Source organism: Shewanella sp. Koi 1 (assembly GCF_052907445.1).
Window position 1 is genome coordinate 1,506,239 of sequence record NZ_JBREJM010000001.1, and the last position, 15,480, is coordinate 1,521,718.

Annotated in this window: 15 protein-coding genes; 8 read left to right on the plus strand and 7 right to left on the minus strand. The window is 48.4% G+C overall.

Annotated elements, in window-relative coordinates:
* Positions 1-74: 74 nt before the first annotated feature.
* From ACUZ8J_RS06650 to ACUZ8J_RS06670, 5 genes are all read right to left on the minus strand, one after another.
* Entirely contained in the window at positions 75-3,200 is a 3,126-nt protein-coding gene (locus ACUZ8J_RS06650; protein WP_446693398.1) for an NAD(P)-binding protein, read from the minus strand.
* 241 nt (positions 3,201-3,441) lie between these two features.
* The gene (locus tag ACUZ8J_RS06655; RefSeq protein ID WP_011626757.1) at positions 3,442-3,600 is read right to left on the minus strand and encodes a hypothetical protein; all 159 of its coding nucleotides are present in this window, start codon (positions 3,598-3,600) and stop codon (positions 3,442-3,444) included.
* Positions 3,601-3,888: 288 nt separating this feature from the next.
* Positions 3,889-5,262, minus strand: coding sequence for an RsmB/NOP family class I SAM-dependent RNA methyltransferase (locus ACUZ8J_RS06660; protein ID WP_446693399.1), 1,374 nt, complete (start codon positions 5,260-5,262; stop codon positions 3,889-3,891).
* 178 nt (positions 5,263-5,440) lie between these two features.
* Positions 5,441-6,109 (minus strand): glutathione S-transferase family protein, encoded by a 669-nt coding sequence (locus ACUZ8J_RS06665; protein WP_446693400.1) that lies wholly within the window; start codon positions 6,107-6,109, stop codon positions 5,441-5,443.
* A 61-nt stretch (positions 6,110-6,170) separates the two neighbouring features.
* Positions 6,171-6,797: a glutathione S-transferase gene (locus tag ACUZ8J_RS06670; protein ID WP_446693401.1), complete on the minus strand. Its 627-nt coding sequence runs from the start codon at positions 6,795-6,797 to the stop codon at positions 6,171-6,173.
* A 155-nt stretch (positions 6,798-6,952) separates the two neighbouring features.
* Here ACUZ8J_RS06670 and ACUZ8J_RS06675 point away from each other — a divergent pair, with 155 nt between their 5' ends.
* Complete coding sequence (locus ACUZ8J_RS06675; protein ID WP_446693402.1) at positions 6,953-7,564, plus strand: TetR/AcrR family transcriptional regulator; 612 nt, start codon at positions 6,953-6,955, stop codon at positions 7,562-7,564.
* Positions 7,565-7,649: 85 nt separating this feature from the next.
* On the opposite strand, the gene ACUZ8J_RS06680 is transcribed toward ACUZ8J_RS06675, so the two are convergent.
* Positions 7,650-8,357: a DUF2461 domain-containing protein gene (locus ACUZ8J_RS06680; RefSeq protein WP_446693403.1), complete on the minus strand. Its 708-nt coding sequence runs from the start codon at positions 8,355-8,357 to the stop codon at positions 7,650-7,652.
* Positions 8,358-8,587: 230 nt separating this feature from the next.
* Here ACUZ8J_RS06680 and ACUZ8J_RS06685 point away from each other — a divergent pair, with 230 nt between their 5' ends.
* The 7 genes from ACUZ8J_RS06685 (at position 8,588) to ACUZ8J_RS06715 (ending at position 15,223) form a co-directional block, all read left to right on the plus strand.
* Positions 8,588-10,801, plus strand: coding sequence for a TonB-dependent receptor domain-containing protein (locus ACUZ8J_RS06685; RefSeq protein ID WP_446693404.1), 2,214 nt, complete (start codon positions 8,588-8,590; stop codon positions 10,799-10,801).
* 134 nt (positions 10,802-10,935) lie between these two features.
* A complete protein-coding gene (locus tag ACUZ8J_RS06690; RefSeq protein ID WP_011626751.1) occupies positions 10,936-11,499 on the plus strand; it encodes a PhnA domain-containing protein in 564 nt (187 codons plus the stop codon).
* A gap of 177 nt (positions 11,500-11,676) precedes the next feature.
* Positions 11,677-12,213: a MarR family winged helix-turn-helix transcriptional regulator gene (locus ACUZ8J_RS06695; protein ID WP_446693405.1), complete on the plus strand. Its 537-nt coding sequence runs from the start codon at positions 11,677-11,679 to the stop codon at positions 12,211-12,213.
* A gap of 68 nt (positions 12,214-12,281) precedes the next feature.
* Positions 12,282-13,295 carry a succinylglutamate desuccinylase/aspartoacylase family protein gene (locus ACUZ8J_RS06700; protein WP_086902337.1) on the plus strand — a complete coding sequence of 338 codons (1,014 nt, stop codon included), beginning with the start codon at positions 12,282-12,284 and terminating at the stop codon, positions 13,293-13,295.
* A 48-nt stretch (positions 13,296-13,343) separates the two neighbouring features.
* Positions 13,344-13,970: a fumarylacetoacetate hydrolase family protein gene (locus ACUZ8J_RS06705; protein WP_089067374.1), complete on the plus strand. Its 627-nt coding sequence runs from the start codon at positions 13,344-13,346 to the stop codon at positions 13,968-13,970.
* Between the two features lie 4 nt (positions 13,971-13,974).
* On the plus strand, positions 13,975-14,583 hold the full coding sequence (locus ACUZ8J_RS06710) for a Crp/Fnr family transcriptional regulator (RefSeq protein ID WP_446694908.1): 609 nt from the start codon (positions 13,975-13,977) through the stop codon (positions 14,581-14,583).
* Positions 14,584-14,716: 133 nt separating this feature from the next.
* Positions 14,717-15,223 (plus strand): YgjV family protein, encoded by a 507-nt coding sequence (locus tag ACUZ8J_RS06715; RefSeq protein ID WP_446693406.1) that lies wholly within the window; start codon positions 14,717-14,719, stop codon positions 15,221-15,223.
* Positions 15,224-15,231: 8 nt separating this feature from the next.
* Here ACUZ8J_RS06715 and ACUZ8J_RS06720 read toward each other — a convergent pair whose 3' ends face one another.
* A complete protein-coding gene (locus tag ACUZ8J_RS06720; RefSeq protein WP_011626746.1) occupies positions 15,232-15,474 on the minus strand; it encodes a hypothetical protein in 243 nt (80 codons plus the stop codon).
* Positions 15,475-15,480: the final 6 nt, after the last annotated feature.

Below are 15,480 nucleotides of genomic sequence, written 5' to 3' on the forward strand. Positions count from 1 at the left end.
GAGTGCCTCTTTCAATTTGAACAGATACAAATAGTTGGATAAAAAAGGGGCTGCATAATGCAGCCCCTTGGTATTTAGGCGAAGTCTTTTTCGCCTTTGATAATCGCCGGATGGCCGCAGATGGCTTTGGCAGTATGCATTCCCGCCATAGTCGCTGCTTCCACACAACCGGCGTTGAGCCCGGTTTTAATCCAATCTCCCGTCATATACAGATTGTCGATGCCCGTACCATCCGTGGTGATCCGATATTGAGAGCTGCCTTTCACTGACAGGACATAACGCTCAGAAGGATCCACATTGGCGCGCCAATATTGGCTATCGAATCGCGCCTCACCTTGGCGCTGCTGTTCATCGTGCAACCATTCCCAGGGGAAGCTGTCGCCAACCTGCTGCCACAGCTTATGAATTTCTGTATTGAGTTGATTGATGGCGCCAGCCTTGGCTTCGGCGGTTTTGCGCTGCTGGAAATCGATATCCGTACGCGGAGGATAAGCATCCACAGGCAACGCCGAGCAGAAATAGCTGGCATTTTTCGGCTCTATGCCCCGCCAGTCTTCTTTATCGAGTAATTGATCCATCGATGCCCACGTATCGTAGGGCTCGGTAAAGCCTGATAAGACGGGCTGCTCGCCATCCTCTGAATAATTGGGCCAACCTATACCATTAAGATCTTGATTCATCCACAGTTGATAAGCTTGGGTTGCGACTGTCTGCACTTTATCTACACAGGTTTTGAGCGCCGGACTCTGCGCCACGACCTCACTCGCCACATTGGGAACCGATCCTAATGACAGACCAAAAATCACTTTGTCGAAGTCCACGCCTTTTTGCAGACGTTTTTTCGGTAGCGCCTGACCAAATTGTGCCTCGTACAGATTGTCCCAATCGCTCCAGAAGTGCTCAAGATTAATATCATGGGCTTTTAGCAATGCGGCTTGATCAGGCTCGAGTTGGTCGTAATTTGGCGTGCTGGGCCAGCAGGCTAAGCCTTTAACATCAACGAGTGGATTGTAGTCTTTAACCGACGGTGCTAGTGCGATTTGCTCAGTTATTTCAATCGCTTGAATGCTGTTGTCGCGACATTCTAAATTATCAACCCGATTGAAGAAGTGGAAATTAACCCCGCGCCGCTTCAGCACTTCATAGTAGGGGGTAAAGACCACATCGCCCATACCCGCCTGCATTTTCCACATGACTCCGCCTTGATAACACAGGGCGATACGCAGCATGGAGCGAATAATCGTCCCCGCTTCGACATTGGGCTTGTCGAAGTTGCCTTTTTCGTAGGCAAACACCAGATCATAAAAACCGCGTACCGGCGCGCTATCGACCGTGTATTGTTGGCTGGCGCCGTGTTTAGTTAGCCATTCGCGGTAATCATAGTCGTTGATGGCATCGAAACCCTTTTCAAACACATCATCGGCAAACATTCCTTTTAAGATGCTTAAGCCTAAGTCGACGGCAATATACAGATGGCGTAACTCATCGTTAGTGTCTAAATGGTCGCTAAAGCGTTTAACCAACCTTTGGTGCAGGGCATCGACGGCGGATTCGACCAAACCATCGTCACTCTCGCTGTGAACATGCTCATCGCATTCGCGGCCAATCATTTGATTAAAATGGCATTCGAGCTTGTCACCTAGGGCGTCTAGGGATTCCATCGCATCATCGACCGAATCCTCTAACTTATCCTTCAGCCGTTCAAACCAGCCGATATCGAGCCAGTTTTTCGGCGTCGCCATGGCTTTTTCATCGGCTTCTAGCAGGGAGTCCATGTCCTTTAGCCATTCTTTTATCCAAGCAAAGGCGGCTTTAACTACCTTCCAGAAGGTTAAGGTTTCGGTGCCATCTCCAGGGATCCCTGGGAGTGTGGGGAAGGTGATTGGCCAGCTAACGGAGCGGCCATTAATTTCTTCCTGAAGCACAATAAAATTATGGGGTTTAAAGGCATCGAAGAAGGTCGCTAGCGGCGCTTCGGGCGGGCGGTCTAATTCTTCATAGGCTTTACGCATCAAGGCGCAGGCATTCTGGTAAAAACCAAACCAGATATGGAGGCCATGCTCTTCAATCCGTTGTCCCATTGCGGCATTACGGCCACTTGCGCCCTTGCCGCCGATTCGCCAGCCTAATTGATAGACATCAATCTCATACTGATTCTGCCAGCCGGGTCTGTCGGTGAGATAACAGGCGGCGGTCATGGCGGCGACGCCTCCGCCGAGAATGGCAATTTTTTGTTTTTTGATTTCAGAGTTATCGACCAGCACTTCGCCAGGTGGTACTTCAAAATCAAAGTTCACATGGTAGGGCAGTAATACATGCTGCTCGCCAACCTCGACACCTAGGGTCTCTTTGAGTGGGAAACTGGCGTTATCAAAAATGGTGGCGACAAAGTCATTTTCCAGCAGGGCAACACTGTGCACTTTGTTGACCTGTGCGGGCGCCGCCGTAATCGCCTGATAAACCGCTTTTTGGCCTGACGCATCTGGAAACTGTTTTAAAAACACTTGGTCGATGGCGGGCTTAAACAGCAAGTGAAACAGTTGCTCCTCACCTAGCTTATCCAGCTCTGGAATAAAATCCGTTTGTTCTTTAAAGAGTTGCCAGGTTTGGGCTATGGCTTCTAGCGTGGTGAGCTGCGCCTCGGGCTTAGCATTGCAATTCACTTCAATCAGCGGGTGCATGGCAAGTTCAGTGTCAGGACTAAAGTGTAAGAAGCTCTTTGTTGCCAAGGAGAGGCGAGTTAATGGCTCACCGACCGCGGGCATTGTGTATTCACACAAATACTTGGGATAACCGAACAACTCGCGGCCATTGATCAGGGCCATCGCATCATTCACCCAAATGTGCAGCGGCTGAAAATACACATGGCTGATGGATGCGCTGTTGCTATTGTCTTGGCGACCGACCATGACCCAAGTGATGATGTCGGTTTCTTGGATCCAACCCTTGGCCCTATCGGTCGGGTCTTCTGAATAGGCTTTCTCGATTTGGGTAAAGGTTGTCAGTACATAGGGCGACAGCACTTTAAAGTACATGGCGCTTCCGGCCACTTGGTTGAGCGTTTTATCGATGGAGCGCTGCAGGTTGGCGAGTTTTCCCTTGAGAAAAAAACCGTACATATCGGCTTTATTCAACACTAAGGGGGAGTGCATTAGCATACTGCCTGGGGGATAGATAAAATCGGGGCGTTGTTTTTCCATGGGATCATCCTTTAAACCCGTAAAGATATGTAAGGTAGTTTTTGTCGACAAAAAAGCATGAGTAAACCCTAAAGAGCATAGGGTAAATAGGCCAATTAGCCTATTGATTTTACAATTGAATTAAAAGATGAATAGAGGGAAAAACTTAGATTAACTAGCAAGTTGGATTAACTCCAACTTGCTCGGATTTGACTGGCTTATTAAAGCGCGAATTTGCTAAGGCAAACGGGTAGTTTATCGGTTACTTCGATTTATGCTGATAGAAATCCACCTCTGCATCATCTGAATAACGGCGCTTAGTATCCCTGCGACGTTGTTTTACGCGTTTGTTTTTTTGCTTACCTTTGACGTTATCGCCCCATGGCGCATCATCGTCGTCAAATTCATAGGAGTGTGACATGGTCAAAATTCCAAAAATACCTGTGCCATTCTCAGCACTCGATCTTTTTACCCAAAGGCGAGATTAAGCTAAAGCGAAATATTTCATCACTGATGGTGAAAAGTTTTGTCCAAGAAAGGGGGATACGTCTCGATGGAATTGGGTTGGCGATTTTACGCCGCAATCTAGGGTTTATCTTGATGATTATTAAATGAATAAGATAAAAAGCGCCTTCATATTGTGCGGAGGCAAAAAGAATGGCACTCAAGATATGAGTGCCAAGTTCTGATAAAAAATAAGGAGTTAGTGCTAGTGATTGCGCTGCATGCGCGCGACAAACATTCCATCTGTATTGGCTTCGAAGGGCCACACGGTCAACATTTCTGTTTGTTCACCAGTAAAGGGGTGGCGGATCGGCACTAGGCTGAACTCGGGATGTTGTTGTAAAAAGGCGGAAACCACTTGCTCATTTTCAACGGGTGACAATGAGCAAGTGGCATAGACTAAGCTTCCGCCCAATTTTACCGCCTTGCTGCTGCGGCTTAAAATATCCAGTTGGAGTGCTGCTTTATCAGTGACGGCCTCGATGCTATCGAGCCAGCGCATATCGGGATTGCGGCGCCATGTGCCCGTGCAGCTACAGGGGGCGTCGACTAATACCCCATCAAAATGGTTAGCTTCGACTGGCAGCGCATCACTGCGCCAGCGTGCAATGCTGATACCATCAAACTTTGCCCGCTGGGCACGTTTGCTGAGTTCTTCTAAGGCGTGGGCACGAATATCCGATGAGACTATGCTGCCCACGAATGGATTGTGCTTAGCCGCGGCCGTTTGCATCAGTGATCGCAATTGCAGAGTTTTTCCGCCTGCGCCACTGCAGGTATCCCACCAGTGTTGCCAAGGCTCTGGTGCACAAATTTGACCTATCACTTGCGAGGCTAAATCCTGGATCTCGATTTTGCCCTCTTTATAGAGTGATATTTCATTGAGATTCATGCTCTTAGTGCCAAGGTTTATGGCATCTTCAAAATAGAGGCTGAGGCTTGCATCTATCTCAAGTGCTTGCAGTTGTTTGACTGCTGTTTGGCTGTTGATTCCCTGCGCACGTCCCCAAATCGGTGGACGGCTAGACATGGCTTCGATGAGATTTGGACGCAGCTCTGGGGCAATTGGGCATACTTGCCAAAACCATTCGGGTAATAAATCCGTGAGTTCGAAGGACGCTTGGGGAAATTGCTGCCGTACCAGTGCCAATTTATCCGTTAAGCTGCTAACGCTAAGGGATTGAAGTTGTTGATAATCAACCGGCGATTGGGCGAGCTCATGCCAGGCACTGGCGATATCCTGCCATGGATGAGCTTCGATTAAGGCACTCACGCTGAGCATGGCAAAAAATTGTGACGCCTGTTGATGATCGCCAGTGGCTTTAAACCAGCCCCACCAACGGAACAGGCTAAATAAGGATTCGCGGATGACTTTGCGATCCTTAGAACCGTGCTTTTTATGTTCCCTAAAGTAGTTCGCGAGAACTCGGTCGGCGGGTTGCTTGGTGTTTAAAATCTCATCAAACAATAACTTAATGGTATTGGCATAACTTAATCCGCGTTTTTGCGCGAGGGTTTGTGGTTCGATATTCACTGTAGATGCCATGGTTGCTGATGATAAGCCGTTTGGATTGCCCATAAAGTTAGCCTGAAAAGGGGCTCGGCCGAGTGATGTGCATCCGATGGGATGAATATGGCCAAGCAAATCAATAAGTGGCGCAGAGTGTAGCAGTTTTACGTATCGCTAGCAGTAAAAAAGCCCCAATGCTGAGTTGGGGCTTGATGGGGAAAACGAATGCGCGAGAGGATAGGATGACCTACTTAGTCACCATCTTCTGGATTTGTTTAGCACGCTCTTCGTCACTCAAGACCGAAGGCGGCGGTGTCACTATGCCTTTTTGGCAAGCGGGTCTTAGGGCTAACTCATCTAACCAACGTTGTAAGTGAGTGAGTCCTTCCATGTTGATGCCGCTCCATTCATGGATGCGCACCCAAGGCCAAGTCGCGATATCGGCGATGGTGTACTCATCACCGGCCAGATACTGATGCTTGGCTAACTGAGTATTCATTACCTCAAACAAACGTCGACCTTCTTTTTGGTAACGTTCAATAGCCGCAGGGATTTTTTCGGGGAAGTAACGGTAAAACACGTTAGCTTGACCCATCATTGGGCCAACACCGCTCATTTGGAACATCAGCCATTGAATGACCTGCGAGCGTTTTTTTGGATCGGTAGGCAAAAACTTACCCGTTTTTTCAGCCAGATACAGAAGAATTGCGCCGGACTCGAACACCACAAAGTCATCGTTATCTCGGTCGATAATGGCTGGAATACGGCCATTAGGGTTAATGGCCAGAAACTCAGGCTGCTTCTGTTCGTTAGTGTTGAAATCTAATTTATGCACTCGATAGTCGAGACCCATTTCTTCGAGCGCGATGGAAATTTTAAAACCGTTCGGGGTCGCGGCGGTATATAAATCAATCATAGTTATCCCTTAAGTCTTAACTGGTTAGTGCTTAACTTGGCTGCCCAACAGGGCATCGCTGTCAGTTTTTCGGGGTAAGCGACACTATTGCTGGGCGCTGGGCCACTGTCGCAAACCAAGCTTGAATATGGGGCTGAGTGTTATCCACCAGAATATCTAAGTTTTTAATAAAGCTAATAAAAACGTATGCAGAAATGTCGGCAATCGTAAAGTTATCGCCCGCAACATAACTTGATTTGGCTAATTGTTGGTCTAAGGTCGGTAGGAAGTCAATGACCCGTTGGCGTGATTCTGCGCCCCAGGCTTCGACACAATTTTCCCTGTCTTTGTAGATGCCCGTTAGATTTCTAAAGGCTTGAAAACCTGCGGTAAAACCTTGTAACTCAATGATACGTTGCCACATTTCCACTTTAGCGCGCTCCAGTGGCGTGTTGCCAAATAAGGAAGTGTCACTCGGATAGATCTCGTCGAGATAACGGCAAATAGCGACGGACTCACAGATATGGTTGCCATCATCGAGTTCGAGCAGGGGAATGCGGCCGTTGACACTTTTGGCTTTGAATTCAGGGTTAAGGTTTTCACCGCCGCGAATGTCCACACTCACTCGTGGAATATCGATGCCTTTTTCTGCGAGGAAAATACTCACGCGTCTTGCGCTTGGCGTTGGGGCTAATTCATAAAGCTTCATGCTCTTTCCTTCTGTTAATCTGTAAGTTTGGCCAAATAGGGCTTTAACGGAACGATCGGTTAGGATAGAATTTACGCCATATCTAAACGGTCAGTCAAGAATGTCTTTGCCCTATGATATTCCGTTTAATGTAGGCATCAATGTAGGTTTGGACCATGGCACGCAGTTGTAAATTTGATAGACAAGAAAAGCTCGTTCAGGCGATGGAGCTGTTTTGGCGAAAGGGATTTGCCGAGACCTCGATTGCCGATCTGGTCGAACACTTAGGGATTAATCGTTTCAGCTTGTATAACAGTTTTGGCGATAAGCAGAGTTTGTATCGCGAATCCCTGCGCTTTTATCTCGACCACTATTCCTTCGGCGCGAAGGAGCAAATCCTGCACGCACAGGCAGGGCTGAGTGAAATCTTGACCTATTTAGCACGATTTGTGGCCTTGCAGCGCGAGCAAGAGTACGGCTGTTTTATGCAGAATGCGGTGATGGAAAAATGCCTCGACGATGACTGCGTGCAGCAGGAGTGCCAGCGCTTATTTGCCCAGTTACAGAGTCATTTCGCCGATGTATTAGGCTACAGCCAGCGACAGGGAGAGTTGTCTCAATCGGTTCAGCCTGAGTCGCTCGCGGCATTTTTAGTACTTCAATTACAAGGAATTAGAGTGTTAGGCAAGGCGAAGGAATATGCCCTGTTGGATAACGCATTTGAGGTATTAAGTGAATACCTTAAGAGTTTGGCGTTGACGCCACTTAAGCCCATCGATGTGAAATAGGGCGTAGGTTAAACCGGTAAGCATGAGGCCAAGTGAATGCTTAGCCTCGTTAACTGCAAAACTTATACAAACACTTATACAAAAACTAAAAGTCCAATTCGAGGGCAAAACACAAGTAGGCCATCAATTGACTACAGTGGGCGAATTGTTCGGCGCAATAGCGGGCGGCATCGGCTTGGCAGAGTCGCTCAAAGGGAATTGGCTTTAGTGCGATAAAGTCCTTACGTTTGAGCTCGTCCAGCATTGGGTGATGTTTATCGAATCCCTTTGGCGGGCGCGTCAAACTATCACCATCCATCACAAAGCCTTGACTGCTTAAGGTGTGCAGCGCCTTTTTATAGCCGTTGGGGTTTTCATCGATACAAGTCCTAATCGCATTAAGTACCTTGGATTCGGGATGCCAAATACCAGCGGCAATAAAACATCCATCTTCGGCAATGTGTAAATACAGCCCAGGTGCATGCACATCTTTACCCTGAAAATGCCGAAATTGGATCCCCACATTGGTCTTGTAGGGCGTCTTGTCGTTGCTAAAACGGCTATCGCGCTGCGGACGCATTAAGCTGCCACCGACTTTTTTGGCAACCGCCGTTAATCTTGGGGAAATAGCAACAATATCAGGCTGAATTTGCTCGATAAAACGCAGTGCGGGGGTTCTGACCTTATTTTCATATTCTTCTTGATGGGCTTTAAACCAGTCGCGGGAGTTATTGAGCGCCAGCAGTTTGAGAAAATCTAAGCTGGCGGCCGTAAATGCCAACTCGGTTTGGGGTTGTGCGGTTAGCTTAGTCATGTCCATAAAACCTTTGAGGTGCTTGAGACTGGAATTCCGATCGTTAATCAAAACAGGCTAGTGCGAGTTGAACAAATGCGCGTGGATATTGCAAATTCTTCGAGCATTTCTCTGTAGTGGCTATCAGGTTGCGATTTACATGTAAAGCTAGGTGAGAATCATTCTCATCTTAAGCTTTGATGCCTATAATGCCGCCCTATTTTTTACACTAGGTAACAGGGGATGGGGAGATGGGATATCAACCTAAGAGCAGGATAGCGAAAATAATGATGGGTTGTGCGGGTTTGACGGTATTGCCTGCGTTGCCACTCAATGCCAAGGAGGTATTGGGAGCGCCTAAGGTCGAGCCAATCGAGATATTACAAGTACATGGCCAGCAATATCGCCGAGCGACCACTATGACTAAGCCGGGCGAGGCGATCATCTCGATGGAGCAAATTGAAGAGATGCAAGCGACCACATTTGCCGAAGCCATCGATGATATGGCCGGTGCCCATGTTGATGGTGGAACTCGCAGTGGCGGCGAGCGCATTAACCTATGGGGATTTGGCGAAACCGAAGATTTCAATATTTATGTCGATAACGCCCCCGTGGGATTTGAGCAGTATCGCTATGGCTCGTTCTTCTTAGATCCCGATTTAATCAAGCGAGTCGAAGTGATTAAAGGGGCCCACGATGTCCGCTCGGGTAACGGCGGCTTTGGTGGCTCCATGTATGTAGTCACAAAATCTGCAGATGATTTTTTAAATTACAATCAAAGTGTTGGCGCAAGAGTTAAAACCAGTTACGCCAGCAATAACGACGCCAAAAGTTACACCGGAACCCTTTATGGCCGAGCGAATCGACAACTTTCAGGCTTGTTGCATATCACTCGTCGTGATGCGGGGGATGTGACGCTCGCTAATGGTGATGAATTTGAATACTCAGGTTATGAGCAAAATAATTACCTCGGCAAACTGGATTATGAGCAGGGCGATCATCAATTTATGTTGAGCCTGACCCATTACCTCGACGAAGGCCGAAAACCTTGGGCCAATCGCCGTGGTCCTATGCCCGCGATTTCTGACTACAACATCCGTAAATATGGCTCCTATGAGCAGGCGCTCTATGCCACCACGGCTTATAACACCTATGAAGACAATACTTGGTCGGCGAATTATCGCTATTCACCGAGTAATCCTTTAATTGATACCCAGATTGTGATTTCCCATTCGGCGAATGCGCGCCATTGGATCAGGCCGCCAATCGCGTGGGAGAAAATGACTGTCTCCGTCGGTAACTTCGGCCATGAATCTTGGCTGGATTACAAACGTGACTACATTGACATCAACAACTTAAGTATTGTTGGAGATCATGAGATCACCACAGGGTTGCAGTTCCGTAGTCTCGATAGGGATTCAATGGTCTTTAATAAAAGTTATGAGAAAAATCCTGAGAAAAACTACGGTTGGTACACCCCCTATTATCAGCCAGAAGGGCGTCAGGATACCTATGCAGTGTATTTACGCGATGCGATTAGTGTGACGGATGAACTGATCATCACCCCTTCACTACGGTATGACTTTATCTATAGCATTGGTCGCCCCAACATTGCCCCCGATTACAACGATATCGAGGCAGGGCACGACTACAGTTCGACCCATCATTCGGGCTTTTCACCGCGATTGGGTATCGACTACCAGCTAACAACGAATACTCGAGTGAATTTCGATTACGCCTACAGTCTACAGGCACCAGTGGTCGATGAAATCTATGCGGTGCAATACGCCAAGGCGAGCATTACCGGCACGAGTCGAGATATTGATGTTGAGCGTCTGCACGCCTTTAAACTGGGCTTGATGACGCAGCAAACCCATCTTTTTGCCGCCCAAGATACGCTTTCAACCCAAGTGACCCTCTTTGCTAACTTGGGGCGGGATGATATTGCCCAGCGCCGCGGGGCAAAGTCCGACCCAAATCAAGCGATTCAAAGTGGTTACACCAATCTTGACGGCTATGAGATCTACGGCGCCGATCTCGAGTCCCAATACCGTTATCAGGATTTCTTCAGTGACTTAGCCGTTTCTTGGTTACAGGGCGAGCATCGGGGATCGCTCAGAGACAGCCAAGGCGAGGATGAATACCTTGCTAACATTGCGCCGCTGGATATTCGCCTACGTGTGGGCATGTACATTACCGATGACATTTCAGTCGCTTGGCAAGGTACTTGGTACGATGCGCAGGATAATGTGCCTCAGGGGGATATCTTTAACGCTGAGACCCCAAGTGAGAATTACTTCTTACAAAATATATATTTAGCCTACGAGCCTCAAGAAACACTGAAAGGGCTAAGCGTGCGCTTAATGGCAAAAAATCTGACGAACCAGCAAGTGACGCCGTTTCTGTCGGATGGCATCCCCGCGCCGGGGCGAGATATCAGACTCAGTTTAGCTTATGAATTTTAAGGATTAAATGGCAATTTCAAGGATGGGTAAACAGATAACTCATATAAAAAATAGGGTTATCTTGCCTTCCCCCCTGCCGTGAAAAGCCAATTTATGGCATAATCCGCGTTTTATTACGCATGTAGACAGAAAAAATGACTGAAAATGAATTGCTAACTCGCTGTGGCGGCAAATGTGAACTCTGCGCAAGTGACGTCGAACTCTCTATTTATGACTTACCGGCTTCCGATGGTCATGAAAACGAGATCATGATTTGTGAAAATTGCAGCAGCCAAATCGCAGCGCCGGATACCATGGACATGAACCACTGGCGTTGTCTGAACGACAGCATGTGGAGCCAAGTCCCGGCGGTTCAAGTGATGTCATATCGCATGCTGAAACGCCTAAGCAGCGAAAGCTGGGCGCAGGATTTACTGGATATGCTGTATCTGGAAGAAGATTTACGCGCTTGGGGCGATGCCGAAGCGGCTGCCGCGAGCGATGATACACCACCGACCTTAGACAGCAACGGTGCAGTACTGAACGCTGGCGATACCGTTGTTATCATTAAAGATCTCAACGTTAAAGGCACCAGCTTTGTGGCAAAACGCGGCACCGCGGTTCGCAATATCTCGTTGACCAACAATCCAGAGCATATCGAAGGCCGTGTGAATGGCACGCGCATCGTGATCCTGACCTGCTTTGTGAAAAAGTCTTAATCGACTCGAGTTGAAGCTGTTAGCTTGATACCTGAACCGCCCAATTTGTATTAATTGGGCGGTTTTTTTATGCAGAATGCAATCTTATCTGCCCACGAAAGCCAGCGCATATACAAATCGTTTAATTAGGCGATAAAATGTGAGGCATGTGAAGAATCTTTATATAGAGATAAAGCTATGGTAAACGACTCGCAATCACCCGACGCAAAGCAACAGTCGACTTGCGCTGAAGACGGATTGGATAACATTCTTGGGCAGTGGCAGGCTCAGGGGGTGACAGAGGATCTAGTGCCTATGGCGGTGTTAGGGCGCATCGCGCGCCTGACCAAGTATATGGAAAACGCTATCGCCCTGTGCCATGGCGAATTTGGCTTAGGTCAGGGGGAGTTTGATGTGCTCGCGACCCTCAGACGTTCGGGCGAGCCTTATATGCTATCGCCTTCGCAGCTGTATCAGAGCATGATGTTAAGCTCTGGCGCCATGACCAGTCGCTTAGACCGGCTTGAAAATAAAGGGCTGATTGCCCGTGAGCACAGTAAGGAAGATCGCCGCGCCGTGCATGTGTCACTCACCACCGAAGGCAAGGCGTTAATTGATGCGGCGCTGCCCAAACATATTCAATGCCAAAGCGCATTATTGGCAGGGGTGCCGAGCGCCGAGCGCGAAATATTGCAGCAGATTTTAAAGAAGTGGCTTGCTCACTTTGAACGTTAATCGACCCAGTTTTTGGGCGGGAGACAAACTGTTGTATGGCGTTTTAGGGATAGCATCAGGGAGTGACTATGGTAAAAAAACGCGAAGCGTTTGAAATTGAAGGCAAGCGAGTCATTGCGGGCACGCAAATGGGGATAAAACTTCCCGCCGCTAAACTCTATACCGATACCCAACTCGATATTCATGTTGAAGTGTTCCATGGCCTCAAACCTGGCCCGACACTGTTAGTCTGCGCCGCCATCCATGGCGATGAGCTCAATGGCATAGAGATCTGCCGGCGCTTGCTTGGGCGCGTCAATCCTAAGAATTTGGCCGGCACCCTGATTGTGGTGCCCATAGTCAATGTGTTTGGTTTTATTCAACAATCCCGTTATCTCCCCGATAGACGCGATCTTAATCGTTGTTTCCCCGGCTCGAGCAAAGGTGCGCTGGCGAGCCGTTTAGCCAACCTTTTTGCCACCCAATTACTGGTGCATGCAACCCATGTGATTGATTTACATACGGGTGCTATTCATAGGGATAACTTGCCGCAGATCCGCTGCGACACCAGTGATGCAACCATGTTAGCCATGGCCAATGCCTTCGGCGCGCCACTTATCATGCACTCCAAGGCGCGCAGCGTGTCGATGCGTGGCTATGCGAATCAGCAGGGTATTCCCTGTATTTTGTATGAGGCGGGCGAGGCGCTGCGCTTTAGTGAACTGGCGATTAAGTCGGGTCTTAAGGGCGTACTCAATGTGATGCGCAGCCTTGGTATGCTCAAGGGGCGAGTCAGTAACAAAGTCGCCAGTGTCAGCGCAATACGCAGTTATTGGGTTCGCAGTGAGTCCGATGGTTTAGTGAATATGAAGCTTAAACTCGGGCAGCGGGTCAACAAGGGGTATATCATCGCCCATATTGTGAGCCCGCATGGGGGCGATAGCGTAGCCATTCGCGCGCCAACCGATGGCATTATCATAGGGATCAGCAATATACCTGTGACCAACGAAGGTGAGGGCATGTTCCACATTGCGCAGTTCGAGGGGGATGAAATTGAAATCGCCAACGAACAACTCGATGAATTTTTAATGGAATACGCCTGATATTAACTGTGCCTTAGCTTTACAGCCAATCGCGCAATGAGGAGTCAAATGAAGACTGTTAACGTCGGTAATAAACAGATTTGCCCGAGTAAAATTCTTTGTATTGGGCGTAACTATGTCGACCATATCCACGAGCTGGGTAATGACATTCCCGAAGATATGGTGGTGTTTTTCAAGCCCAACTCGGCGATTAGCACTGTGCTGCATGCTGAGCATTTAGGCGAAGCGCTGCACTATGAAACTGAGCTGTGTTTTATCTATCAGCAGGGGCGTTTTAGCCATGTTGGGGTAGGGCTGGATCTCACCAAGCGAGAGCTGCAAAGTAAACTGAAAGCCAAGGGATTACCCTGGGAAAAGGCCAAAGCCTTCGATGGCGCGGCGTTATTTAGTTCCTTTGTCGCTATCGATGATGCCAGCGCGGCATTTGAATTTAGCTTAACGATCGACGGGGCGTTAACCCAAGCGGGCCATATTGAGTTAATGATCTATAACCCGCAGACTATTCTAGAAGAATTACAACGCTTTACTACCTTGGAAGATGGCGACATGGTGATGACAGGCACCCCAAAAGGCGTCGGCATCATCGCGCCCAATCGGGTATTTAAGGTGGCCTTAGGCCTAAAGGATGCGTCACACCCAACGCCCTTGGTCGAATGTGAATGGCAAAGCCAGTAATGCAATGACGGCGCCCTCTGCATCGGCCCATCAGGCGACTACTGAGCAGGCAATCAACCCCCTTTGGCAGTACTTTCTCTCCTTAGGGGCCGAGCCTGAGCATTTAGCGCCGCTACTCACACAAGCAAGGGCGCTTTCATATCAGACTGGCGAGTGCTTGTTACCCCAAGGCGAGCACCAAACCTTTGCCTATTTTGTGGTGGATGGCATAGTGCGCGCTTGCCACTATACCCAAGAGGGCAGCGAGCGCTGCAAGGAGTTTTACTTCGAAGGTGAGCTTTGTTTCTTATATCGCAGTTGGTTAAAGCAGGATCTTGCGCCCTATCAGTTAGAAACCGTCAGTGCTTGTCGGTTAGTACAAATGCCACTTGCCGTGCTAAACGAGCCATCGATGCAGCGAGTGCAACTTGCGCTACTCAAACAGCAATTATTATATAAAGAACAAAAAGAAGCCTTTTTGCTGCTTAATACACCAGAGCAACGTTACTTACATTTACTCGAGCATTTTCCCCTCTGGGTTGGACGATTAACCCATGCGCAACTGGCTAATTATATTGGCATTACCGCGATTAGCCTGTCGCGGATCCGTAGACGTTTGCAAGATTCAGTATAAACAGCCATCCAATTAACTTAAGTTAATGCACTTTTGGGTCATCCCCTGCATGCTCCTCGGCTACCAGTCTGAGTCATAGCGGAATGTATCGGTTTATTTCATAGGCCGATATCGAACCCTAAAGGAGCCTATCTTGAGTGCTTTTACCCTGTCGCAACTATTGGTGGCAATCGCCATCGTTTTCGATTTGATCTCGTTTCAATTTAAGGCGCGTGAGCGCATCGTCGCCTGCTTATTCGTCTCGGGCATCTTAATCTCCATCCATTTTTGCTTATTGGCACAATGGACGGCCGCAGGGCTAATGGGGATTGCCACTGTGCGTTACCTCACCAGCATTTTTACGACGTCTAAAAAGGCCATGTGGGGTTTTAGCGGGGCAGCGGTGCTGATGAGCGGCTTGACCTACAGCGGGCTTGTGAGCGTGATAAGTTGTATTGGAACGCTGTTTCAAACCCGCGCCGCCTTTTGTCAGACGGATAAAAATCTGCGCTTATTGATGATAGTCGGCACCAGTTTTTGGCTATGCCACAATATCTTAGTCGGCTCACCCGTGGCGGTATTGATGGAGCTGCTGTTTATAGGCAGTAATCTCGTGGGATATTACCGCCACTATTTTCGAGGACAATTACGCTCATCCTAAAGGAAGGCTTAGATACCTGCCACGGCTTCCATATCTAGCTCGATATCGGTACAGCCCTTTGGGCAGAAAATACCCGCGGCTTGGTCGGCTTTAGCCGTCTCCGGCAAGATAACTTTGAGGGTTTGATTGCAGCTTGGACATTGCACAGGCTTGCCTTTAAAGACCCGTTTAATCAGGTTTTTCTGTTCATTAAACGAGTTTGCAGTGCTTTGGTTTAACACGGCAAAAGGGCTAGTCGATGCATTGGTCATAGGCAA

Bases quoted from the DNA above. Each gene is read 5' to 3' on its own strand.
- ACUZ8J_RS06650 (WP_446693398.1), bottom strand. From the start codon at position 3,200: ATGGAAAAACAACGCCCCGATTTTATCTATCCCCCAGGCAGTATGCTA.
- ACUZ8J_RS06655 (WP_011626757.1), bottom strand. From the start codon at position 3,600: ATGTCACACTCCTATGAATTTGACGACGATGATGCGCCATGGGGCGAT.
- ACUZ8J_RS06660 (WP_446693399.1), bottom strand. From the start codon at position 5,262: ATGGGCAATCCAAACGGCTTATCATCAGCAACCATGGCATCTACAGTG.
- ACUZ8J_RS06665 (WP_446693400.1), bottom strand. From the start codon at position 6,109: ATGATTGATTTATATACCGCCGCGACCCCGAACGGTTTTAAAATTTCC.
- ACUZ8J_RS06670 (WP_446693401.1), bottom strand. From the start codon at position 6,797: ATGAAGCTTTATGAATTAGCCCCAACGCCAAGCGCAAGACGCGTGAGT.
- ACUZ8J_RS06675 (WP_446693402.1), top strand. From the start codon at position 6,953: ATGGCACGCAGTTGTAAATTTGATAGACAAGAAAAGCTCGTTCAGGCG.
- ACUZ8J_RS06680 (WP_446693403.1), bottom strand. From the start codon at position 8,357: ATGACTAAGCTAACCGCACAACCCCAAACCGAGTTGGCATTTACGGCC.
- ACUZ8J_RS06685 (WP_446693404.1), top strand. From the start codon at position 8,588: ATGGGATATCAACCTAAGAGCAGGATAGCGAAAATAATGATGGGTTGT.
- ACUZ8J_RS06690 (WP_011626751.1), top strand. From the start codon at position 10,936: ATGACTGAAAATGAATTGCTAACTCGCTGTGGCGGCAAATGTGAACTC.
- ACUZ8J_RS06695 (WP_446693405.1), top strand. From the start codon at position 11,677: ATGGTAAACGACTCGCAATCACCCGACGCAAAGCAACAGTCGACTTGC.
- ACUZ8J_RS06700 (WP_086902337.1), top strand. From the start codon at position 12,282: ATGGTAAAAAAACGCGAAGCGTTTGAAATTGAAGGCAAGCGAGTCATT.
- ACUZ8J_RS06705 (WP_089067374.1), top strand. From the start codon at position 13,344: ATGAAGACTGTTAACGTCGGTAATAAACAGATTTGCCCGAGTAAAATT.
- ACUZ8J_RS06710 (WP_446694908.1), top strand. From the start codon at position 13,975: ATGACGGCGCCCTCTGCATCGGCCCATCAGGCGACTACTGAGCAGGCA.
- ACUZ8J_RS06720 (WP_011626746.1), bottom strand. From the start codon at position 15,474: ATGACCAATGCATCGACTAGCCCTTTTGCCGTGTTAAACCAAAGCACT.